This window comes from Gordonia sp. ABKF26 (assembly GCF_041103195.1).
Taxonomy (GTDB): Bacteria; Actinomycetota; Actinomycetes; order Mycobacteriales; family Mycobacteriaceae; genus Gordonia; species Gordonia terrae.
The window spans coordinates 5,208,039-5,229,377 of record NZ_JBGCVZ010000003.1 but is presented as its reverse complement, the minus strand read 5'-3'; the positions used below and the strand labels follow the sequence as shown (position 1 = coordinate 5,229,377).

Here is a 21,339-nt window from a genome sequence, read left to right as displayed (position 1 = left end):
CGATGCCGTTCGTGCTGCTGGCCGTGGCCAACCTCGCCCTCTTCTGCCTCGCCCTCGCCGCCATCCTCACCGGCGGCTGGCTACTCCTCGCCGCCGCGTGGGCGCTCCTGATCGTCGAAGCGCTCTCCGTCGTCGGATGGGCACGGCTGGCAGCACACCGCGCCCGAAAGGACCTGCCCCAATGACAGACACCACCGAGCCGACCGTGCCGACATGCAGTCTGTGTCGGCGCGAACGCACCCTCGCCGACGCCTACGACTACAACCCCCTGCAGGTCATCACCGGCCAGCCCGTCGGCTGGTACTCCGGCGACGACGGCGAGGTCTGCCCCCATTGCATGGCCAAGACCCTGAACGGCCAGGTATGACGAAGCACAACAACCCGACGAACGCCGACATCGCCCACCGCGGCCTGATCCTGCGGGGCCAGGTCGGCTCCGGCTTGCACGGCGTCACGACCGGCGCCGACGACCGCGACGAGATGGGCCTGTGCATCGAGCCACCCGACTACGTCATCGGCCTGAACACGTTCGATCAGTACGAGTTCCGAACCCAGCCCGACCACCACCGCTCCGGAGCAGGCGATCTCGACCTCGTCGTCTACTCCCTGCGGAAGTGGGTGCGTCTCGCCGCGGCCGGCAACCCGACGATCCTGCTGCTGCTGTTCATCCCGGACCGCGAGATCGTCCACCGCGACACCGTCGGGATCAGCTACGAGATCCAGGCCGCCGCGGACCTGTTCGTCACCCGGCAGGTCGCAGCCAAGTTCGGCGGATACCTCGTGTCACAGAAGGAACGGATGCTCGGCCTGCGGTCACAGCGCACCAACCGCCCGGAGCTCGTCGACACCTACGGGTTCGACACCAAATTCGCCTATCACATGGTGCGCCTCGGTCTGCAGGGCGTCGAACTCCTCACCACCGGACGTATCCAGTTGCCGATCGCCGAACCGGATCGGACGTGGCTGACCGAGCTCCGCGCCGGGAAGCACACGAAGGAGGAGGCGCTCGACCGCGCCGATGACCTTCTGGCGCAGCTCAACAACCTCCGCGACCATGCGGCGCTGCCTGAGCGACCCGACATGGAGGCGATCAACGAGAAGCTCATCCGCTGGTACAACGACGGCTGGGACTGGCTGTGGTCGGAATGAGCGACTTCACCACCGACGACATCGCGATCGCCGTCGAGATCCCCGGCGTCTACGACGGCACCAGCGCGTACCTCCTCAAGGACGGCACCTGGCGAAACCGCTGGGACGGACTGGCCCTCCCGCGACGCCAACAGGCAACCGCGGCATGGATAGAGCAGAACGGCGACACCTTCCGCGAAGCCAACCGCGACCTACTCGACAGCACGCGATCATGACCCTCGCCCTGACCGCCGACGAACGCGACCTCCTCCGCGAAGCGCACCGCGTCATCGCTCCGATCGTCGCGACGTCCGGCATGACCGACCACGTGCGAACCAGCATGAGCGGCGGCGGAAACGGTCGCTTCTCCTACGCCGTGCGCGGCAACAAACTCACCGGCTGGTGGCCCACCCAGTGGAACCCAGAGCGCGAGGTGTCCATCACCCTCACCCGCGTGCAGAAGTGGGCCGACAGCCTCCCCGACGAGCTACGGGCCCGCGCGCTCGTTGCGTGGCGGGTCTACCCGGTCAACACCCGCGACATCCCCGCGCTCTACCGCATCACCCTCGATGCGATCGACCTCCAAGATCGACGCGCACCGGCGGATGGTCAACAACTCGACCTGTTCCAGGAGGTGTCATGACCTACAGCGACTTCCTCACGGCCAAGGTCGATTTCGATCGACATTACGGGTTCGATATCGACCTCGACGCGGTGCATCCGGTGTTGTTCGACCATCAACGTCGGATTGTCCAGTGGGCAGTCAAGGGTGGGCGTCGAGCGATCTTCGCCGCATTCGGACTCGGTAAGTCACTGATGCAGTTGGAGGTGTTGCGTCAGGTCCTGCACCAGGAGGGTGGCCGCGCGTTGATCGTCTGTCCTCTCGGGGTGCGTGGCGAGTTCGCGCGTGACGCCCGACTGGTCGGCACGGAGACGACATTCGTGCGCCGCGACAGCGAGGTCGACGGGCCCGGACTGTATGTGACGAACTATGAGAGCGTCCGCGACGGCAAACTTGACCCGTCGCTGTTCGTCGCTGTCTCGCTCGACGAGGCGTCGATCCTGAGGTCGTTCGGGTCGAAGACCTACCAGACGTTTCTGCCGATGTTCGCTGATGTGCCCTACCGGTTCGTCGCGACCGCCACCCCGTCACCCAACCGGTACAAGGAACTTATTCACTACGCCGGCTACCTCGGCGTCATGGACACCGGGCAGGCCTTGACGCGGTTCTTCCAACGAGACTCCACCAAAGCCAACAACCTCACCCTCTACCCACACAAGGAACGCGAGTTCTGGCTGTGGCTCAACACATGGTCGATCTTCCTGCAATCACCAGCCGACATCGGCTGCGACGCCACCGGTTACGACCTACCTGGCCTGGACGTCATCTGGGAAGAAGTCGACGCCGACCACACGGCCGTCGCTTTCGACCGTGACGGCGCCGCACCCCTGTTCAAGGGGACCGCGCTGTCGATGGTCGACGCGGCCCGGGAGAAACGAGCCACTCTGCCCGCCCGGGTGAAGAAGCTGACCGGTCTCGTCGCTCAGCACGATGCCGTCACAGGCGGTGACCAGATCATCCTGTGGTGCGACCTCAACGACGAACAACGCGCCATCGAACACGCCATGGACGCACTCGGATTCAGCTATTCGTCGATCTACGGATCCCTCGACCCCGACGAATGCGAACGCCGCCTCCAGGCGTGGCGCGACGGCAAGACGAAAGTCCTCATCGGGAAACCGGTGATGCTCGGCCAGGGCGTGAACCTGCAGCAGTGCAACACCGCGATCTACGTCGGCATCACGCACAAGTTCAACGACTTCATCCAATCTCAGCACCGGATCGTCCGGTTCGGCCAGACCCGCCGCTGCCGCATCTCCGTCATCTATGCCGACTCCGAGCGCGAGGTGAAGGCCTCCCTGCTCGACAAGTGGGCACAACACCGGGAGTTGACCACCAACATGACCGACGTCATCGCCGAACACGGCCTGTCCCAAACCTCCGTGCGTGATGCCCTGAAACGCTCCATCGGCGTCACCCGCAACGAAGCATCCGGCGACCGGTGGCTCCTGGCCAACAACGACTGCGTACCCGAAACCCGCAGCATGGACACCGAGTCTGTCGACCTGGTCGTCACCTCGATCCCGTTCTCCAACCACTACGAGTACACCCCGGCCGTCGAAGACTTCGGCCACACCGACGACAACGCCCACTTCTGGGCCCAGATGGACTACCTCACGCCCGAACTGCTGCGAGTCCTGCGCCCCGGCCGCGTGTACGCCTGCCACGTCAAGGACCGCATCCTGTTCGGCGCCGTCACCGGCGCCGGGATCCCCACCGTCTCCCCGTTCCACGCGGAAGCGATCTTCCACGCCCGGAAACACGGCTTCGACTACCTCGGGATGATCACCGTCGTCACCGACGTGGTGCGCGAAAACAACCAGACCTACCGCCTCGGATGGTCTGAGCAGTGCAAGGACGCGACGAAGATGGGTGTCGGGTCACCGGAGTACGTGTTGCTGTTCCACAAGCCGCAAACCAACCGTGAGAAGGGCTACGCCGACACCCCCGTCGTCAAGGACAAAACCGACTACTCGCGGGCTCGCTGGCAAGTCGACGCGCACGCCTTTTGGCGTTCCGGGGGCGACCGGCTGCTGACCACCGACGAACTCGCAGGCCTTCCACCCGAGCAGCTGTCGAAGCTGTTCACCGAACAGACGTTGCGGCAGGTGTACGACTACGAATCGCACGTCCGGATCGGGGAAGAACTCGACGGCCGCGGCGCACTGCCCGCCACGTTCATGAGCCTCGCCCCGGGGTCGTGGCGCGACGACGTGTGGCACGACGTCAACCGGATGCTCACCCTCAACGGCGAGCAGAAGCGCCGCAACGTCCAAATGCATGTGTGCCCCTTGCAGATCGACATCGTCGACCGCCTCATCAACCGATTCTCCAACCCCGACGAGCTTGTGTTCGACCCGTTCGCCGGACTCGGCACAGTACCCCTACGCGCACTGAAACTCGGCCGCCGCGGCCGTGGAGTGGAACTCAACGCCGGCTACTGGCTCGACTCGGTGAAGTACCTCGAAGCCGAAGAACGCCGCCACGACATGCCCACACTGTTCGACTTTGAGGACGTGTCATGACCGGCAAAGCAGAGCGTCCGGTGAGTCACCGCGAGATGAAGCCCCTACCCGGGGTCCTCACGACCGCCGAGCGGATCCGGTACCGCCGATGCCTGTGGTGCGAGTGGCATCCCGAAGCGCAGGGCCACCACCCCGACTGCCCGACACGACTACACGACAAGGAGGCGCAGAGTGGCCCTCAGTAGACGACTGCGCTACGAGATTCTGCGGCGCGACAACCACACCTGTCGGTACTGCGGAGCGTCCGCGCCGGCGGTGCCGCTCACCGTCGACCACGTCATCCCCGTCGCGCTCGGCGGTCTCGACGATCCGACGAATCTCGTCACCGCGTGCCGCGACTGCAACAGTGGCAAGGCCGCCACCTCACCTGACGCGACGATGATCGCGGACGTCCAGGAGCGAGCGCTCCTCTGGGCGGCAGCCATGAAACAGGCCGCGGAGGAACGCGCCGGGGAACGCGAGTTTCACCAGTGGATCCACACATGGTTCCGCGCGCGCTGGAATCGGTGGACGTGGACCGACGCTCGCGGAGAGAAGCACAGCGTCCCGCTCCCGGAGGAGTTCACTGTTTCGCTCGATCGCTTCCTGAACGCCGGACTCGACGACGGCGACTTTGACGAGCTCATTGACGCCACGATGACCGCGCGCTCCTCGGACGAGTGGAAGTACTTCTGCGGCTGCTGCTGGCGGCGAATCCGACAGGCACAGGACCGTGCCGCCGACATCGTGGCGGAGGTGAACGACCGTGGCTAACTCGGGCGGGTTCATCGACGAATCCATCTGGCGCGACCGGGACTTCCGTGCGCTCCCTCGAACCGCCCAGGCGACGTTCGCTCAACTGCTGTCCCAGAAGGAACTCGACCGCGCCGGCCTCCTGCCGCTGCAACCGACGAAGTGGGTCAAGGGCTGCGACGCGATGACTCTCGACGACCTCACAGCCGATCTCAAGGCGCTCGAGGACGCTCGGTTCATCATCGTCGACGAAGAGACCGATGAGCTGCTGGTGCGGTCATACATGCGGCGCAGCAACGTGATCAAGCAGCCGAACCTGCTGAAGAACGCACTCAAGTGCGCGAGCATGGCGGCGTCCGATCGGTTGCGGCGCGAACTCGCTGTTGAACTGCGCAGATTGGGGCGATCCGATACCCGTGCCGTGGCTGAGGAGATCGACCCGACGACCAATCCTGAGAACCCTTCCAGAACCCCAACGGACGACGTTCCGAACCCCAACGGAAGCCTTCCCGAACCCTTTAACCCTTCGGGAACCCCAACCGAACCCCGGGGAGTGGGAGAGGGAGAAGGAGTAGTTACGTCTGTAGGTGGTTCAGTTGGGGGGTCGCACGCGCGTACCCACACACGCGAGGCTCCCGAATCGGCCCAGTCCCACGACGCGCCCCCACTCACATGCTCTCGGCATCCCGAAGGAACCGACCGGCCCTGCGGCCCATGCAAAGACGCTCGCCAGCACCACGATGCGTGGCTGGCTGACCAGAGTCGCCGCGCCGCCGCCGCCCGATCCGAAGCCGCCCGCACCGCAGCGGAACTCCGCGCCGCCGAGATCGCCAACTGCGACCTGTGCGACAGCAACGGCTACCGCGGGAACCGCGTGTGCGACCACGACCCAGAGACCGCCGCCCGCGCAGCCCGCGGGATGGCACTCGTCCGCGAACAGCTCGCCGCCTCAGCCTCGAAAGGAAGCTCGTCGTGACCCAGCCCCACCTGCCCGACTTCGCCGCGCACATCCCGTGCGACTCGGCCAGCCCCCGCGTGGTGTGCACCGACCCCGCGGTCTACCGCGTGGTGATGCACCCACCGAAGACGCCGGACGACCACACGTGCGGCCACCACGTGACGCTGCTGTGCGGGCACTGCGTGCAGGTCGTCCGGAACCACGTGCGCCGCACCCTCACGAAGAAGGGCGCACCGCAGCCTGTATGCCCGGTGTGCGACATGCGGTTCTACGCCATCCGTGACGTGATGCAGGAGGTGACGGAACTGTGAGCACCGAGAAGCGTTCCAAGGTGGTCGCCGTCGACACCAGCGACAGCGCCGACTCGCCGATCGAGTGGCGCATCCACGTGATGCGCCACCCCGACGGGTTCGGGCGGCTCCCGGCCGGCGGCCCGTCGGCCGAAGACGTCCCGACCGATGCGCTCCGCGCACTCCTCGCGTTCGCCGTGAATGGCCTCGCCCTCTCCGGGGTCGGTGAGGCGGCCCAGATCGTCCGCGACGAATTCGCCCAACACCAGCCAGACGAGGTCCCAGACACGGAGGTTGTCGAACCGTGAAGCAGTGGATCGAAGACCAAATCCGCGAGGTCGCCCTCGGTGTCTCATGGGCAGCCAGCCGCCTCGCCGAGCGTCTCCGGAAGCGGACTCGTTCATGACCGCCATCGTCGGCCTCGACCCGTCCCTCACCAGCACCGGCATCGCGATCCTCGCCCGCCATGACGGTGACGACGTCGCTCACGTCCGCACCCTGCGGTCCGTCGGCCACCAGTCGACCGACTCGAAGTCGTGGGTCCACCGCTCCCGCCGCATCGTCACCCAGACGCGGTTCGTCGTCCAGGCGATCCCCCGCGACACCGAACTCGTCGTCATCGAGGAGATGCCCGCCCACATGAAGATGCAGCACTCACTGATCGACCGGTGGGTCCTGTGGTTCGGCATCGTCTCCCAGCTCGACGCGCTCGGAATCCCTGTTGCCGTGGTGAATCCGGCGACCCGCGAGAAGTGGGCGACGGGGAAGGTCGTGCGGGGCCTCGACCCGAAGGACCGCAAGGCCCGCGTCACCACCGCCGTCCGCGACCAGTGGGGACCCCACATCGAGCAACGCATCAGCAACCACGACGAAGCCGACGCCCTCACCCTCGCCGGCATGGGGGCACTCCACTCCGGCTGGACACTCCCGTTCGACGTCGGGACCTGGCAACACAATGGCCTCGCATCCGTCACCTGGCCGAAGGAGGACGCGTGAGCACGTACCACTACCTCGAATGCTCCTGCCACAACCCGCCACTGACCTCTGACGAGGAGGTCGAGCAGCACCGCGGTACCGAAACGCTCGAGAAGGTTCGAGAGCTGGTCCGCAGACGCGATGTGATCCTGCCGCTTGTGCGTGCCGAACTCGTCGACTACCCCGATGACCGGTACCTGCGGAACGCACTGACGTTCCTCAACGATCACGAGCACTGTGTGATCGGACTCGTCACTGAGTACGGGGAGCGGGAATCGATCCGATGACCGTTTGCCCGCGCTGCCATCTCGAGGTCCCGGCCGCCGCCGACGCCTGCGACTGCGCCCCCACGCCCCCGCGTGCACCCGAGCCCGAGCGGCCCGCCGTGCCGGTCTACTCCGAGAACATGCGCGTCGACCGAGACCGAGCATTCACCCAGCACGCCAACGAGAGGCACCCGAACCGATGACCCAGCCCATCGACGCCGGCCTCAACCCCCACGCCCAGGACCGCCTCGTCGAGAAACTCACCGACATCCACTCCTGGCTGTCCGAAGACCTCGACGCCACACTGATCCGCGACACCGCGTTCCGCGACAACTCGGAGCGGGTCTCCGGGAAACGCGCCGACAGCGAAGGGCCCATGCCGTACGACGACGCCGCGGCCGAAGCGGCACGCGAACTCCACGGCGCGCTCCGCGCTGCCGTCCTCTCGGTGTGCACCGAACGGGGACTCACCTGGCCCGGGGAACGCCGCAGCCCCTACCTCGCCATGTGGCTGTCCCGGCACATCGTGTCACTCGCCGTGTGCGACAACGCGACCCACATCGCCCACACCATCACCGCCGCCCACAAGACCGCATTCGCCGCCGTCGACACCCCCGTCCGCCCCCACTTCCACGGCTACTGCGAGATGTGCGGCCAATCCCTGTGGTCCCGCGGCGGCGACACCCTCACCTGCAAGAAGTGCCGCCGCGTCGTCGACACCGACTATCAGCGCCAACTCGTCGACACCGAACTCGAAGGCCGGTTCTTCACCGCCAACGAACTCGTCGACGTCGTCCGCGACCGCTTCAAACTCGACATCAAACCGAAGACCGTGCACGACATGGCATACCGGCGGCGCGAACGCCTCCCCGTCCGAGGCCGCACCCGCGACGGCCAGAAACTCTACCGCGCCGGCGACGTCTTCCACCGACTCCGACAACAACAGGACCGACGACAGCAAAGGAAAACCCCATGACCGCACCACTACCGCCCATCCGACCCAACGATGACGCGCAGGCCCAGTGGGTGCGCGACTGGCTGATCAAGTCGCATGCGAACCTCTCGATCACCTGGCAGCGTCAGAGCGGGCTCGGCGACGTCTTCCGACTGTTCTTCGGCGAGGCCGAGGCCGCACCGCCGAGCGGAGTGTGGATGGCGTACAACAGCGACCACTCGTCCGCCGTCCCGTTCCCGACCGAGATCGAAGCACTTCGCCACGCCGTCGCCTACCCCGGCATGCAGGCACGACTGGTGCAGTGGGGGACCGACGTCACGGACCTGAGTGAGGCCCGATGAGCAACCCACAGGCCGACGAACTCGCGCAGCAGCTCGTGACCCAGGCAACGTCCGAAGGTCGAACAGTGATCGTCGTCGGCAAGGGCGCCCACTGCACCGACCTCTTCGACCGCATCGTCGCCATCGACGAACTGCCACAACGCCGATCCCGCTCACGCCGCTACATCCAGTACGCCAACGGCGCGAAGATCCTCCTCTGTCCCGCCACCCCCGACGTCGCACGAGGACTGTCCTGCGACACCCTCTGCATCCTCGCCCCCATCACCGAAGCAGCGCGCGCGTCCGCCGAGCCCACGCTGTCGAGCACGGCCGAACCCATGATCCTCAGCACCTTCGCCTACGCACCAAAGGAGGACTGACCGATGAACCATGCGAGCATGACGCGGGCCGCGTCCCGCTGGATGCGTCACCGCGGTTGGACCAAGCTCGAGCACGACGACACCCTGCGGTCCAGGATCGCCCGCGCTGTCGGCGACTGGAACCGCTGGTACTCCTGGGGTCGCCCGGTCATGTGGCTCGTCGGCCGCTACGACTGCGGCTACGCGGGACCGCCACGCGGACGCGACCTGTGGTGGATCCCCACCCAGTACGTCGAGGGCATCGCCACATCCCTCGTCGCCGACTTCGACCAGCGGTTCGGCTGCTACACCACCACCGAATTCCGTGACGTCGACACGAGCCGAGGCGACATTCCGTGGCGGATCTACGACCTCCAGGACGACGGCCGCACAACGAAGGTCGGCCTCTACCCCAACCACCCCGACCACGGCGGCCACATACAACCCCTCCCGTGGCAGGACATCAACGCGGGCCTGTTCGTGTGGTGGTTCCTCTGGCAGCACAAAGCCCGTGCCCAGTGGTTCGGGCTGCGCCGCTGGATCTACTACAAGGCGCTGCACGCAGCCGTCCACGGCAAGGTCCCGTTCACCTGCCAGCAAACCCCACCACCACGCTCAGGCGGCTACTCACATTGGCACTGCGAACTGGGACGAAAACACAAGGGGCAACACAGATTCCGTAACTACACCTGGACAGCGAGCCGCGTCAAGTACACGCCGACAAGCTCAGATGCTTGACAACCCTTGACAAATCCCGAATCCTGAAAGCTCAGGTTGAGGTGCTGTGCCCGAACGGGCCAGCACCTCTTCTCATTCACCCGTCGCGGCGCGGTCGTGCGCGCACACCTTCGACACCACACACCCCGATGCTGGGCTGGCATCCAATCGTGTGGTGACCGGGCCTCCCCGCACCGGACCGAACACGCAGCACCCGCGCCGCGACGGGCCCCCAACCGACACGAGAACCCCATGGCCAGACGCCGCCCCAACCCCGAACAACGCGGACTCGGACACGCACACAAACAGCAGGTCAAACACCTCAAAACCCGTCACATCGACGGAACACCCTGCTGGTGGTGCGGCAAACCCATGTACCTCGACCGCACCCGCAACCCCGACTACAACCCCACCAGCCCCGACCCCGCATCAGGCAGCCTCGCCGGCGACCACACCCTCGCCCGCACCCACGGCGGAACACTCGCCGACCGACTCCTCCACGGCCGCTGCAACAAACAACGCGGCGACGGACGACACGACCACACCCGCCCAGCCCTCACCGGACAACACCAACCAGCCCCCACCACCCACCTCGCCATCAACTGCTGGCCCTAACAGCCCACCCACACCCCCCACCCCCCCCAAAAATCCTGAAAGGGGGGCCTCGCACGCCACTCGCCGGTGAGTGGGATTTTTTTGCGGGGGACCTGGGGGTTTCGGGCAGGAATCGGAGGGTTCTGTTGACGCTGGCCCTCGATATGCGCGGTTCGGATGTGGTGGAGGAGCTTTCACTCGAGGGTGACTCCGTCGCGTTGCGGTTGATGATCCGCGAGGTCGGCAGGCTGGTGGATCGGCTGGCGAAGCTGGATCTGATCCTGTCTGGCGACGTGTCGACGTGGACGAAGCTGGTGACGGGGAAGGACTCGGTCATCGAGGTGCGTGTCGATCACGCTCTCGCGGAGGCGCGTCAGCAGACGACGTCGCTGCGTCAGCTGCTCGCGGAGATCGAGCGGCAGCGCGGCGGCAACCCCGGAGGGGGTTCCGGTGGCAGCGGCGACGAAGACGGCCTCTCCGGGCTCTGATCTGTCGGAGTGGCCGCGGCTGGAGGGCCGGCAGGAACCGCGGCTGCTGTCGGAGTGGGATGGCGACGACTCGGACGGTGTGAAGGCTGTCGAGCTGGGTCGCCGGGTCGGTAAGAAGGCGATGCCGTGGCAGTCGACGATGCTGCGGGCGTGGATGCGGCGTCGTCCGGATGGGTTGTGGACGCATCCGGAGTGCGTGGCGATCATCGCGCGGCAGAACGGCAAGACGCTGCTGGTGATTCTGCGGATTCTGTGGGGTCTGTTCCTGGCGAATGACCGTCAGGGCGAGCGGATTGTGTACTCGGCGCAGCGGTGGCCGACCGCCGAGGATGTGTACAAGCGCGTGTGGGCGATCATCGAGGCCCGCCCGTGGCTGAACCGTCGGGTCGTGCAGCACACGTGCTCGGGTGGTCGCGGGATGATCGTGACCGACCGGGGCGCGCGGTGCGCGTTCGTGACCCGATCGGCTGACCTCGGAAAGGGTTTCGACGAGGTCGACCTCGTGATCTACGACGAGGCGTACAACCTGACCGACACCCAGACCGGTGCGCTCGACCCAACGCAGACGGCGTCGGCGAACGCGCAGACGATCTACCTGTCCACCGCGGTGGATGAGTCGACGATGCCGAATTGCCAGGTGCTGGCGGCGATCCGGCGTCGCGGTCTGGCGAACGAGGAAGACCTGTACTTCGCCGAGTGGTCTCCCGAGGATGGGATGCCGCTCGACGACCCCGACACGTGGGCGTTCGTGAATCCGTCCTACGGGGTGATCCAGAAACCGCGGTTCCTGCGGACGAAGGCCCGCAACGCGAACACGTCGAGGAAGCGGCGGATCTTCGAGCTCGAGTTCCTCAACCGCGGGCACTGGCCGAAACCCGAGGACGATGTCGAGCTGCTGGTCGACCTGGAGGAGTGGTCGAAGATGCGGTGCCTCACTCCGAAGCTGACCGGGCCGATCGCGTTGGCGCTGTCGCGGACTCGTAACCGGGACCGCTGGGCGTTGGCCGCGGCGCAACACCGCGTCGACGGCAAGGTGCACGTCGAGGTGGGCTACTTCCGGCAGGCGACCGCGCAGGAGGTTGTGCGGTTCGTGCTGGCGGTGCTCGAGCGTTCCGACCCGGTCGCGCTGGTGATGGATTCGCACGACAACGCGAAGTCGGCTGTGCCACTGCTGACGGCGGCGGAGGTCGAGCCGGAGCTGTTGTCGGCGTCGCAGTACGCGGAGGCGTGCGGCGGGTTCCTCGACGACGCGACGACGAACATGCTCTCCCACGCGGGAGACGCGGAGATCCTGCGGGATGCGGTGGCGGACGCGACGAAACGCGATCTGCCGAGGGGCGACTTCGTGTGGGACGACTCGGTCGGCGACAGTGCGGCGCCGTTGAAGGCGATCACGTTGGCGCGGTGGGCGCTGATCACGTTCGGCGCCAGGGCGAAGAAGAAGCCGGCGTCTCCGTCGAGGGGGACGGCGCAGCGGACGAGCACGAGCCGGGTGACCGGCGAATTGGACCTGATGGCAGCGGGATTCTAGGGAGGTGACACGTGGCAACTGAACCAGTGGTGAAGCCGCCGAAACCGGCGATCCGTGAGAAGGGCTATGTGCACGGCCAGATCTCGGCGGCCGAGGCGGGGTTCTCCCAGTGGGAGATGTTCGAGCGTGTCCCGGACCTGCAATGGCCGGCGAGTGTGCAGACGTTCGCGCGGATGCTGCGCGAGGATTCGCGGGTGTCGTCGCTGTACGCGGCGATCACGTTGCCGATCCTACGGGCGCAGTGGCGGATCGCGCCGAACGGGGCGCGTGACGAGGTCGTGGAGTTCGTGGCCCGGAACATGCGGCTACCGATCGACGGCGCCGAGGACGAGCTGAACTATGGCCGGTCGAAGGGCCGGTTCTCGTGGAAGCACCATCTGCCGCAGGCGCTCACCGCGTTGCCATACGGGCACAGCGTGTTCGAGCAGGTGTACCGCGAAGAGGCGGGCCGGTTCTGGCTGCGCAAGCTCGCTCCGCGTCCGCAGCGCACGATCTCGGCCTGGAATGTCGCGCTCGACGGCGGGCTGATGTCGATCGAGCAGATGGCGCCGGCGTCGAACTCGAAGGTGATCTACGGGCCGAAGCCGCTGTCCATCCCGATCAGCCGCCTGGTGGTCTACACCCGCGACATGGAACCCGGCATGTGGGTGGGGAACTCGCTGCTGCGGCCGAGCTTCAAGCACTGGCTGATCAAGGACGAGCTGATCCGGTACCAGGCGATGGCGATCCGCCGCACCGGCATGGGTATCCCGGTCGCGACAGCCGCCGACGGCGCGTCCGACGAGGACGTCGACAAGCTCGCTGACATGGCGATGGCGTATCGCGGCGGCGACAACGCAGGCGTCGGCCTCCCGTTCGGCGCCGATCTCAAGCTCGTCGCCCCGAACGGCAATCTGATCGATATCGGCGCCGCGATCGCCTACCACGACAACATGATCGCGATCGCCGGTCTCGCGCACTTCCTCAACCTCGAAGGCAAGGGCGGGTCGTACGCGCTGGCCAGCGTCCAAGAGCACACCTTCTCCCAGTCGGTGCAGACCGTCGGCGAGCAGGTCCGCGACACCGGCAACGCCCACGTCATCGAGGATCTCGTGGACATCAACTTCGGTCTCGACGAGCAGGCTCCGCTGCTGGTGTTCGACGAGATCGGTTCCCACCAGACCGCCACCGCCGCGGCGCTGAAGATGCTCGTCGAAGCGGGCCTGCTGTCGCCCGACATCCTCGTCGAGCAGAAGGTGCGCCAGCACTTCGGGATCCCCGCGAAGACCGAAGACCCGGCGCCGACGCCGGCGCCCACGCTGGCACCCGCCGCGAGCACACGCCCGCGAGCAACCCACGCTACCGGCGCGAATCAGGGGACGTTGTTCTGATGGTCGACGTCCCCGCGACGCCGGTCCTCGCGACCATCCCTCGTGTCGAGCTCGGCTCGGTCGGCACCTGGAACATCTCGAACATCGCCGGATGGCATCCGACCGCCGAGGACTTCGCGTCCGCGGTCGCCGCGCTCGACTGCCCCGGCGTGCGACGCCCGGTCCTCAAACCCGGACACTCCGACGGTCCCGGAGACCCGACGATAGGGCTCGTCGACAACCTCGCAATCACCGACGACGGGCAGACCCTCGTCGGCGACTTCGTCGGTGTGCCAGCGTGGCTCGCCACCGCCGACACCGAAGGCCGCTCGGTCATCGCATCGGCCTATGCCGACCGGTCGGGCGAGTGGGAACACAACTACGTGTGCCAGCTCGGCCACACCCACCCGTTCGTGCTGCACGCGGTCGCGCTCCTCGGTGTCGAGCGCCCCGGCATCGGAACTCTCGAATCCCTGTACGACCTGTACGCCAAAGCGCCGCAGGAGAAGGAGAAGGCCATGGCCTCAACAGCTCTGGCGTCCGTGACCGTCGATCAGGTGCGCGCCGCGTACTACAACGGTCCAGCCGCCACCAACTACAACCTGTGGATTCGGGAGATGCTCGTCGACCCGCCGCAGCTAATCGTGCAGAACGACGCCGACAGCACGCTGCTGAAGGTGCCGTTCACCGTGGCGGACAACGACGTCACGTTCGGCGAGCCAGTGAAGGTGACGGTCGAGTACGTCGACTCCACCCCGGTGACCGTGACTCCCGAGGAGGGCGAACCCGAGCAGGTCGCCGCCTCGGCCCCAGCCGTTCGGTTCGCATCGCGCGCCGAATCCCGTCCCGGCCGCCCGGTCGGGACATCGAAGCCCGCCGCGGGAGCGGACGGGGTAACCACCGAAGGAGGCTCAGACGTGGAGATCACGAACGAGCAGCTGGCGGCCCTCCGCACCGCTCTCGGACTGGAGGACGACGTCGACCTCGACGGCATCATCGGTGCCGCCGAGGAGGTCGCGCAGAAGGCTGCCGACAACACCGAGGACTCGACGACCACCGGAGACGGCACGCCGCCGGCGGGCGACGCGACACCGTCGGGAACTCCCGCCGCCGCATCGGCCGGCGCCGGACTGCCCGACGGGGTCGTCGCGATCGACGCCGGACGCCTGGCGACGCTCGAGACCAACAGCGCCCGGTTCGCCGAGTACCTGGAGAACGAGCGCAAGGCGGGCATCGAGACGACGCTCAACTCCGCGATCTCCGAGGGCCGGATCACCCCGGCGAACAAGGAGACCTGGCGCAAGTCGTTCGACGCCAACCCCGAACACGCCCGCGAGTTGCTGGCATCGATGATGACGCCCAACTCCGCCGTCCCGGTCCACGAGCTGGGCCACTCGACCGAACCTGCCGACACCGCCGACGTCCGCGAGGACCCGGCCTACAAGAACTGGAGCGTCTGACATGCCCGGAATCGTCCAGGTCACCCAGGGTGGCCCGAAGACCTTCACCCCGGCCGACAATCAGGTCATCAAGGGAGGCCAGCTCGTCGAGGCCCGCACCGGTGGCCGCATCGGTGTCGCCGCGGCGGGCAGCCTCAAGGTGCTCGGCGTCGCGCTGACCGACGCTGTCGCACCCGAGGATTTCCCCGGCGCCAACGGCACCGACGCGATCGGCCGCCCGGTCGTGTCCCTCGCGCCCATCCCCACCACGGTGGCCGTCGCGTACGCCGGCACCGAGGTGAAGGTGACCTACGCAGCCGACGCGACGTTCGGCGACAAGCTGATCGCCGCCGCGAACGGCCAGGTCACACCGGCAGGCGCCACCCCCGACGCCCGCACGATCGTCGGTATCTGCACCGAACCCGCTGGCGTCGACGTGTCCGAAAAGGCAGTCGGCCTGATCCGTCTCGCCTGAGACACGAACCCGAAAGGACCATCCTCATGGCCAACACCCTCGTGAGCGTCAGCGACGGACCGAGCTTGACCGTCTCTGACCTCGTCAAGAACCCGCTGTGGGTGCCGACGAAGCTGAAGGAGCTGATGGAGAACCAGTTCATCAGCGAGGCGCTGCTTCGCAACGGCGGCAAGAACGACGCCGGTGTCGTCGCGTTCCGCGAAGGCGATCCGACGTTCCTCGACGACGACGTGCAGGATGTCGCCGAGTTCGGCGAGATCCCGGTGAGCGCCGGTCGTCTCGGCCTGCCGCGCGCCGCGTACGCGACGAAGAAGGCTCTCGGCGTTCGCATCTCGAAGGAGATGATCGACGAGAACAAGATCGACGCGGTGAACAAGCAGATCACCGGTCTGCGCAACACCTTCGTCCGCGCGAACGATCGCGGCGCGAAGGCACTGTTCTCCTCGCCGGCAGTGCCGACGATGCCGGTGTCCGAGCCGTGGGATGACCCGCTGGGCAAGCCGCGTAGCGACCTGGCGAAGGCGATCGAGGAGATCTCGACCGCCACACCGGATGAGGCGACCGAAGACGAGTACTACGGCTTCGAACCCGACACCATCGTGCTCCATCCCGGCCTGCTCGCCACCCTGATGGACAACGAGCAGATCCTGAAGGTGTACCAGGGCAACGTGGCGAACGAGTCGATCGCCTACACCGGCGCGATCCCGGGCCTGCTGATGGGTCTCAACGTGATCAAGTCGCGGACGTTCCCGATCAACAAGGCGCTCATCCTCGAGCGCGGCACGGTCGGCTTCTACTCCGACACTCGGCCGCTGCAGTTCACCACGCTCTACCCGGAGGGCGGTGGCCCCAACGGTGGCCCGCGCGAGACCTGGCGTTCGGACGCCTCGCACAAGCGCGCCATCGGCCTCGACCAGCCGAAGGCCGCTCTCTGGCTCACGGGGCTGGTGGCCTGAGCCATGGCTGAGTTCGTCCTGACCGCATCGCGTTTCGACTTCGTCGTCGAGCGCGATGACAAGGGCCACCCGATCAGGGTGATCAAGTACCGGCGCGGCGATGCCGTGACGGGGCTGCCCGATCATCAGGTGTCGCGGCTCCTCGCGGCCGGTGCGATCGCACCGGCCGCCGAGGTCGAGGAGGTCGTCGACGCGGCCCAGAACCTCGATCAGGCGACCGCCGACCTCGCCGACGCTCAGACCGACGTCGAGGAGGCGCGCGGCGACGCCGCCACCACGGTGAGCGAGCTCAACACCCAGCTCGCTGAGCCCGTGCGGCCGAAGATCACCGCCACCAAGAAGGTGTGGGTCGAGTACGCCGTGGCTCGCGGCTGGAACGCCGAGGACGCCGAGAAGCTCGACAAGCAAGAGCTGATCGAGGCGCTGGCGTGACGAGTGGAGAGGGGACGGCACCGTTCCTGACGACCGATGAGTTCATGGCGCAGTGGCGTCCTCTCTCCTCTGCCGAGCGCATCTACGCCGAGCAGCTCCTCGCCGCAGCGGCTCGCCGGATCCGCCGCAAGGTGCCCGGCCTCGCGGCCGACGACCCGGACGCGAAACTCGTGTCCTTCCAGGTCGTTCGGTCGGTCCTCGAGTCTGACGAGGCCCGCGCGTCGATGCCCGGTCTCAGCACCTTCTCCGAGACGGTGGGCGAGAAGATCACCTCCGGGAAGCTGATCAACCCGGACGCGTTGCTGGTGTTCACGCCGTACCACTGGGAGCAGCTCGGTGTGTCGTCGAAGCCGCAACCGCGGTGGAACTTCCCGCGAAACGACTACTGATGCCGCAGTTCTACACCGAGCAAGTGCAGATCGTCCGGCCGGTCAAGGTGTCGGACAAGTACAACCCCGACGGCGAGATGCTGTCGTGGGAAGGGGCGCAACGGCTCCCGGTTCCGTTCAAGGTTGAGGTGCAGCCCCGCACCCAGTACGAGACCGACGAGAACGGCACCCGCGTCGCGACCCGAACCGTGTGGTGGCTCTGCACCCCGCGGGGCAAGAACCTCGACGTCGAGCCGACCGACCGGATCGCCCACGCGGGCCGCGACCTCGACGTCGTTGGCGAGATCAAGCGCTGGCCAGCACCCGAATTCGAGTCCGGCGTCGACCACGTCGAACTCACCCTCGAATACAAGAACGGATAGGACCTGCCATGCCCAAGGTTCCGAACAGAGTCACGATCGACCGCAAGCAGCGGAAGGTGTTCGTCGACGGTGTCGAGTTCCCGTGGATGATCGCCGAACAGGGCCCGGACGTCGATGACATCGCCAACCCGCACGCGATTCCGACCGTCACGATCCCGATCATCGCGGCCGACGTCGAGGTGATTCCCGCAGGTGACCACGTAATCACCTACGGCGACCGCGGCGGCCGGACTTCGGAAGAAGTCATGGACTACCTGGATAAGCGATGACCGAGCAGCCGACACCCTGCGAGGTCGTGTTCGACTACGCCCGCGACGTCGTCGTGTTCGACGGGACGGATCTGCCGTTCCCGCTGTCGGCGATCCGGGCGAGGGCGGTGGCCGAGGATGGGCACGCGGTCGTGACGCTCACCCTCGACGTCGACCAGGTCCGCACGGTCGCCGCGCTGCCAGAGAAGCCGGAGGAACCCGAGGAAGCCCAGCCGGCGCCTGGTCCGGAGCAGCGGTTCGAGAATCAGCTCGACGCGATCCGTCGTCAGAACGGGACGCGTCGTGGCTGACGATCTGGTGCGGATCGACGCGGACCGCATGTTCCGCGAGCTCAACCGGATGCCGCGCGTCCGCCGCGCCGTACGCGCCCGGGCCCGCGGGATCGCCGCCCGCGCCCGCCGTATCGACCAGGCCGAGAACGACGGCCGCGCCGACATCACCCTGTCCGAACGCACCATCGGCAACGGCCGGTTCGTCGTCCACGTCGAATCGACAGACGCCGACGGCGAGCACGGCAACTCCACCACTGTCCGTCGACGCACCCTCCGAAGGGCCATCGGCTCCCGATGACCGACAACGGATTCCCCGACGCCCTCGAGAAGGTGATCGGGGCGCTCAACACTGCCCTCCCGCTGGCCTACGTCGGCGACGAACTTCCACCCCAGACGGCGCTCGAGAACCGCCTCCCGATCGTCCTCGTCCAGGACGTCCCCGGCGGATCCCGGGCGGTGCCGTGGCAGGCCGGCGGCGGCCCGCTCATCGACGTGTTCGCTGCCGACTTCTACATCCTCGGCCGCAACCGAGAACAGTCCCGCGAGTACGCCGCCCGCACCCGCGGGATCCTGTTCTCCCTCGTGTATCGCGACGACATCGAGATCAAGAAGGTGATCGAGGTGTCGGTGTTCTCCCGGGCGACCGATTTCAACCCGCGCGTGAAGCGCGAACACGGCGAGTACCACTTCCACATCGGCCGCGACACAGCCTGATTCGCCCCGCGGCACCCCAGATCCGGACCTGCCAGGACCGTTCACCGCAGACCCCTCCGATAGGGGCTGCTTCCACATGCCTACACGCAGAATGAGGAGGACGTGATGGCAGTCCCAACCATCGATGGGTTCAAGGCCGAGGCCGCGCGCGTCGGCGTCACCGGCCGCATCGACATCGCATCGCTCACCGCAGGTGTGCTCCCGCACGACATGAGCAACCTGACGACCACCGGTCCCGGCGGCTACACCAACCTCGGATACATCTCCGACGACGGTGTCACCGAGGGCCGCGACGAGGACAACCAGGAATTCGTTCCCTGGCAGGAGAACTCGGCGATCCGCTACGAGATCACCAAGTCCGTCGTGACGCTCGAGTTCACGCTGTGGCAGTCGACCCTGGCGACCGCCGGGTTCTACTACGGCGTCGACGCGGACGACATGTTCCTCAACGACGACGGGTCGGTGTTCTTCGACGAGTCGGGCAAGCCCGACGTCAAGCAGCACAAGCTGGTGCTGACCGTCGTCGACGGGTCGCGCGCCCGCCGCACCTGCCTCGCGGCCGCCCAGGTGACCGAGCGCGGCGAGATCACCTACAAGTCCGACGAGATGATCGGCTACAACGTCACCGTCACCGGCTTCCCGGGCGAGGACGGCCCCGACGGAAACGCGCTGTCGCGCCGCCGGATCTTCATGGAGGGCTGGGACACCACCGGCCTCCAGGAGTACGTGCCGCCGACGCCGTAGCCCCCAAGACGGGTGCGGGGCGGGGAGTTTCCCTGGCAGGTCCGCCCCACCCCGCACCCTTGCACCACCTCTGGACCTGCCGATCTCTGAAAGGGGCCTGCCATGGCTGACATCGATCTCGACCTCTACATCGCGCAGCGTGAGGAAGCTCGCGCCAACGGCGACACGGAGGTGTACACGTTCGACTTCGAGGGCAAGTCGTTCGACAAGACCGACGGTGACACGTTCACCTTCAAGTTCCAGGGCCGCGACTGGGTCGTCCGGGACATGCAGTTCCTCACCGACGCCGAAAAGGACCAGCTCGAAACGCTGACCGCCGACATCGACGTCGCCGCCTGGTACATGGGCGAAACCCAGTACGAGGAGTTCCTCGCGGCCGGCGGTGAGTCGTGGATGTTCAACCAGGCATTCACCGACTACGGCAAGAAGATTCGCGACGAGCTGCAGGGAAACCCTACTCGGCGGAATCGCTCCTCGCGCCGCGCGGCGTCGAAGAAGTCGAAGCAGCGCTAGACGCGACGTACCCGGGTCTGTGTGACCCGGCCAACGCGCGGGGTGTTCTCGCCCGGTATCACCGCGGCGAGATCACCCTCCGCAAACTGCGGGTGCTGATCGACGGTCTACCCCAGGGCCGGACGGCGATCGATCAGGCCAAGACCGGTGGGCAGCAGTGGGGCTGGATCGAGCAACTGCTGTGGATGCAAGTGCGTCTCATGCAGATCCAGACCGCCAGCATCTCCAACCGGCTCGGAAAACCCAAGGTGAAGGTGCCCAAAGAGCACCCGAAGTACCCGTGGACCGACGTCGACGAGGACGAGCCCACGAAGTACGGCAACCGTGGTGACCACTCGTCCGAGGACGTCATGGCGTTCCTCGACACTCTCTGAACGACCCCCGACGGCAACCGCTTTCGGGGGTCGTTCTGTCTCTCTTTCCCAGATCGGAGGTGGAATCCGTTGGCCGAAGAACTATGGCGCCCCGTCGTTGGCTACGAGGGCTACTACGAGGTATCCGACCATGGTCATGTCCGGTCGCTGGACCGTCTGGTGGAGGCGTCAGACGGCCGGACCCTGCGGATTCAGGGTCGGGATCGGAAGCTGTGGCGCACGCCGGACGGCCACCTGAAGACGAGCCTGCACAAGGACGGCGAGTCGCGGGTTCCACTGATCCACCGACTGGTCATGGACGCGTTCGTCGGACCCTGCCCGCTCGGGATGGAGGTATGCCACCGCAACGGAGTCGGCACCGACAACCGGCTGAGCAACTTGAGGTACGGCACTCGATCCGAGAACTCGACCGACCAGGTTCGGCACGGCGTCCACAACCAGGCGAGGAAGACGCAGTGCGACCGGGGGCATGTGTATACCGCCACAAGCACATACGAGTATCGAGGCCGCCGAGTGTGCCGCATTTGCCGAGCGGCACTGAAGCGTGAACGCCGTCGTCTGAAGGCCGCGGTCTGATGGCCGAGGATCAGG

General features: G+C 66.6%; 35 protein-coding genes. All 35 read left to right on the top strand.

Annotated elements, in window-relative coordinates; all coding sequences use genetic code 11:
• Window positions 1-2 precede the first annotated feature (2 nt).
• The 35 genes from AB4Z55_RS24185 (at window position 3) to AB4Z55_RS24015 (ending at window position 21,324) form a co-directional block, all read left to right on the top strand.
• The gene (locus AB4Z55_RS24185) at window positions 3-185 is read left to right on the top strand and encodes a hypothetical protein (protein WP_369520783.1); all 183 of its coding nucleotides are present in this window, start codon (window positions 3-5) and stop codon (window positions 183-185) included.
• Window positions 182-367 (top strand): hypothetical protein, encoded by a 186-nt coding sequence (locus tag AB4Z55_RS24180; protein ID WP_369520782.1) that lies wholly within the window; start codon window positions 182-184, stop codon window positions 365-367. Before AB4Z55_RS24185 ends, AB4Z55_RS24180 begins: the two co-directional genes overlap by 4 nt.
• Window positions 364-1,149 (top strand): nucleotidyltransferase domain-containing protein, encoded by a 786-nt coding sequence (locus AB4Z55_RS24175; RefSeq protein WP_369520781.1) that lies wholly within the window; start codon window positions 364-366, stop codon window positions 1,147-1,149. The genes AB4Z55_RS24180 and AB4Z55_RS24175 overlap by 4 nt, the downstream gene beginning before the upstream one ends.
• The gene (locus AB4Z55_RS24170) at window positions 1,146-1,364 is read left to right on the top strand and encodes a hypothetical protein (RefSeq protein ID WP_369520780.1); all 219 of its coding nucleotides are present in this window, start codon (window positions 1,146-1,148) and stop codon (window positions 1,362-1,364) included. The genes AB4Z55_RS24175 and AB4Z55_RS24170 overlap by 4 nt, the downstream gene beginning before the upstream one ends.
• Window positions 1,361-1,771, top strand: coding sequence for a hypothetical protein (locus tag AB4Z55_RS24165; RefSeq protein WP_369520779.1), 411 nt, complete (start codon window positions 1,361-1,363; stop codon window positions 1,769-1,771). Before AB4Z55_RS24170 ends, AB4Z55_RS24165 begins: the two co-directional genes overlap by 4 nt.
• A complete protein-coding gene (locus tag AB4Z55_RS24160) occupies window positions 1,768-4,275 on the top strand; it encodes a DNA methyltransferase (protein WP_369520778.1) in 2,508 nt (835 codons plus the stop codon). Before AB4Z55_RS24165 ends, AB4Z55_RS24160 begins: the two co-directional genes overlap by 4 nt.
• On the top strand, window positions 4,272-4,460 hold the full coding sequence (locus tag AB4Z55_RS24155; protein WP_369520777.1) for a hypothetical protein: 189 nt from the start codon (window positions 4,272-4,274) through the stop codon (window positions 4,458-4,460). Before AB4Z55_RS24160 ends, AB4Z55_RS24155 begins: the two co-directional genes overlap by 4 nt.
• Complete coding sequence (locus AB4Z55_RS24150; protein ID WP_369520776.1) at window positions 4,447-5,028, top strand: HNH endonuclease; 582 nt, start codon at window positions 4,447-4,449, stop codon at window positions 5,026-5,028. The genes AB4Z55_RS24155 and AB4Z55_RS24150 overlap by 14 nt, the downstream gene beginning before the upstream one ends.
• On the top strand, window positions 5,021-5,983 hold the full coding sequence (locus tag AB4Z55_RS24145) for a hypothetical protein (protein WP_369520775.1): 963 nt from the start codon (window positions 5,021-5,023) through the stop codon (window positions 5,981-5,983). The genes AB4Z55_RS24150 and AB4Z55_RS24145 overlap by 8 nt, the downstream gene beginning before the upstream one ends.
• The gene (locus AB4Z55_RS24140) at window positions 5,980-6,276 is read left to right on the top strand and encodes a hypothetical protein (RefSeq protein WP_369520774.1); all 297 of its coding nucleotides are present in this window, start codon (window positions 5,980-5,982) and stop codon (window positions 6,274-6,276) included. Before AB4Z55_RS24145 ends, AB4Z55_RS24140 begins: the two co-directional genes overlap by 4 nt.
• Window positions 6,273-6,563 carry a hypothetical protein gene (locus AB4Z55_RS24135; RefSeq protein ID WP_369520773.1) on the top strand — a complete coding sequence of 97 codons (291 nt, stop codon included), beginning with the start codon at window positions 6,273-6,275 and terminating at the stop codon, window positions 6,561-6,563. Before AB4Z55_RS24140 ends, AB4Z55_RS24135 begins: the two co-directional genes overlap by 4 nt.
• A gap of 94 nt (window positions 6,564-6,657) precedes the next feature.
• Window positions 6,658-7,251, top strand: a complete 594-nt coding sequence (locus AB4Z55_RS24130; protein ID WP_369520772.1) for a hypothetical protein — start codon at window positions 6,658-6,660, stop codon at window positions 7,249-7,251.
• Entirely contained in the window at window positions 7,248-7,517 is a 270-nt protein-coding gene (locus AB4Z55_RS24125; RefSeq protein WP_369520771.1) for a hypothetical protein, read from the top strand. The genes AB4Z55_RS24130 and AB4Z55_RS24125 overlap by 4 nt, the downstream gene beginning before the upstream one ends.
• A gap of 178 nt (window positions 7,518-7,695) precedes the next feature.
• Entirely contained in the window at window positions 7,696-8,472 is a 777-nt protein-coding gene (locus AB4Z55_RS24120) for a hypothetical protein (protein WP_369520770.1), read from the top strand.
• Window positions 8,469-8,792 (top strand): hypothetical protein, encoded by a 324-nt coding sequence (locus AB4Z55_RS24115; RefSeq protein WP_369520769.1) that lies wholly within the window; start codon window positions 8,469-8,471, stop codon window positions 8,790-8,792. The genes AB4Z55_RS24120 and AB4Z55_RS24115 overlap by 4 nt, the downstream gene beginning before the upstream one ends.
• Complete coding sequence (locus AB4Z55_RS24110; protein WP_369520768.1) at window positions 8,789-9,151, top strand: hypothetical protein; 363 nt, start codon at window positions 8,789-8,791, stop codon at window positions 9,149-9,151. The genes AB4Z55_RS24115 and AB4Z55_RS24110 overlap by 4 nt, the downstream gene beginning before the upstream one ends.
• Before the next feature lie 3 nt (window positions 9,152-9,154).
• On the top strand, window positions 9,155-9,868 hold the full coding sequence (locus AB4Z55_RS24105) for a hypothetical protein (RefSeq protein WP_369520767.1): 714 nt from the start codon (window positions 9,155-9,157) through the stop codon (window positions 9,866-9,868).
• A 231-nt stretch (window positions 9,869-10,099) separates the two neighbouring features.
• Complete coding sequence (locus AB4Z55_RS24100) at window positions 10,100-10,462, top strand: hypothetical protein (protein WP_369520766.1); 363 nt, start codon at window positions 10,100-10,102, stop codon at window positions 10,460-10,462.
• A gap of 125 nt (window positions 10,463-10,587) precedes the next feature.
• A complete protein-coding gene (locus tag AB4Z55_RS24095; protein ID WP_369520765.1) occupies window positions 10,588-10,929 on the top strand; it encodes a hypothetical protein in 342 nt (113 codons plus the stop codon).
• Window positions 10,892-12,460, top strand: a complete 1,569-nt coding sequence (locus tag AB4Z55_RS24090; protein WP_369520764.1) for a hypothetical protein — start codon at window positions 10,892-10,894, stop codon at window positions 12,458-12,460. The genes AB4Z55_RS24095 and AB4Z55_RS24090 overlap by 38 nt, the downstream gene beginning before the upstream one ends.
• An 11-nt stretch (window positions 12,461-12,471) precedes the next feature.
• Window positions 12,472-13,830 carry a DUF935 family protein gene (locus AB4Z55_RS24085; RefSeq protein ID WP_369520763.1) on the top strand — a complete coding sequence of 453 codons (1,359 nt, stop codon included), beginning with the start codon at window positions 12,472-12,474 and terminating at the stop codon, window positions 13,828-13,830.
• Window positions 13,830-15,269: a hypothetical protein gene (locus AB4Z55_RS24080; protein WP_369520762.1), complete on the top strand. Its 1,440-nt coding sequence runs from the start codon at window positions 13,830-13,832 to the stop codon at window positions 15,267-15,269. Before AB4Z55_RS24085 ends, AB4Z55_RS24080 begins: the two co-directional genes overlap by 1 nt.
• 1 nt (window position 15,270) lies before the next feature.
• Window positions 15,271-15,723 carry a hypothetical protein gene (locus AB4Z55_RS24075; protein ID WP_369520761.1) on the top strand — a complete coding sequence of 151 codons (453 nt, stop codon included), beginning with the start codon at window positions 15,271-15,273 and terminating at the stop codon, window positions 15,721-15,723.
• 26 nt (window positions 15,724-15,749) lie between these two features.
• Window positions 15,750-16,679 carry a hypothetical protein gene (locus tag AB4Z55_RS24070; RefSeq protein WP_369520760.1) on the top strand — a complete coding sequence of 310 codons (930 nt, stop codon included), beginning with the start codon at window positions 15,750-15,752 and terminating at the stop codon, window positions 16,677-16,679.
• A 3-nt stretch (window positions 16,680-16,682) separates the two neighbouring features.
• Window positions 16,683-17,111 carry a hypothetical protein gene (locus AB4Z55_RS24065; protein ID WP_369520759.1) on the top strand — a complete coding sequence of 143 codons (429 nt, stop codon included), beginning with the start codon at window positions 16,683-16,685 and terminating at the stop codon, window positions 17,109-17,111.
• The gene (locus tag AB4Z55_RS24060) at window positions 17,108-17,500 is read left to right on the top strand and encodes a hypothetical protein (RefSeq protein ID WP_369520758.1); all 393 of its coding nucleotides are present in this window, start codon (window positions 17,108-17,110) and stop codon (window positions 17,498-17,500) included. Before AB4Z55_RS24065 ends, AB4Z55_RS24060 begins: the two co-directional genes overlap by 4 nt.
• Window positions 17,500-17,862 (top strand): hypothetical protein, encoded by a 363-nt coding sequence (locus AB4Z55_RS24055; RefSeq protein WP_369520757.1) that lies wholly within the window; start codon window positions 17,500-17,502, stop codon window positions 17,860-17,862. The genes AB4Z55_RS24060 and AB4Z55_RS24055 overlap by 1 nt, the downstream gene beginning before the upstream one ends.
• A gap of 8 nt (window positions 17,863-17,870) precedes the next feature.
• Window positions 17,871-18,131 carry a hypothetical protein gene (locus tag AB4Z55_RS24050; protein WP_369520756.1) on the top strand — a complete coding sequence of 87 codons (261 nt, stop codon included), beginning with the start codon at window positions 17,871-17,873 and terminating at the stop codon, window positions 18,129-18,131.
• Window positions 18,128-18,421: a hypothetical protein gene (locus AB4Z55_RS24045; RefSeq protein ID WP_369520755.1), complete on the top strand. Its 294-nt coding sequence runs from the start codon at window positions 18,128-18,130 to the stop codon at window positions 18,419-18,421. The genes AB4Z55_RS24050 and AB4Z55_RS24045 overlap by 4 nt, the downstream gene beginning before the upstream one ends.
• A complete protein-coding gene (locus tag AB4Z55_RS24040; RefSeq protein ID WP_369520754.1) occupies window positions 18,414-18,701 on the top strand; it encodes a hypothetical protein in 288 nt (95 codons plus the stop codon). Before AB4Z55_RS24045 ends, AB4Z55_RS24040 begins: the two co-directional genes overlap by 8 nt.
• Entirely contained in the window at window positions 18,698-19,117 is a 420-nt protein-coding gene (locus AB4Z55_RS24035; RefSeq protein WP_369520753.1) for a hypothetical protein, read from the top strand. Before AB4Z55_RS24040 ends, AB4Z55_RS24035 begins: the two co-directional genes overlap by 4 nt.
• A gap of 105 nt (window positions 19,118-19,222) precedes the next feature.
• Window positions 19,223-19,861 carry a hypothetical protein gene (locus AB4Z55_RS24030; protein ID WP_369520752.1) on the top strand — a complete coding sequence of 213 codons (639 nt, stop codon included), beginning with the start codon at window positions 19,223-19,225 and terminating at the stop codon, window positions 19,859-19,861.
• A gap of 102 nt (window positions 19,862-19,963) precedes the next feature.
• Window positions 19,964-20,374 (top strand): hypothetical protein, encoded by a 411-nt coding sequence (locus AB4Z55_RS24025; RefSeq protein WP_369520751.1) that lies wholly within the window; start codon window positions 19,964-19,966, stop codon window positions 20,372-20,374.
• Window positions 20,375-20,466: 92 nt separating this feature from the next.
• Entirely contained in the window at window positions 20,467-20,748 is a 282-nt protein-coding gene (locus AB4Z55_RS24020) for a hypothetical protein (RefSeq protein WP_369520750.1), read from the top strand.
• A gap of 69 nt (window positions 20,749-20,817) precedes the next feature.
• Window positions 20,818-21,324 (top strand): NUMOD4 motif-containing HNH endonuclease, encoded by a 507-nt coding sequence (locus AB4Z55_RS24015; RefSeq protein WP_369520749.1) that lies wholly within the window; start codon window positions 20,818-20,820, stop codon window positions 21,322-21,324.
• The last annotated feature ends 15 nt before the right edge of the window (window positions 21,325-21,339 follow it).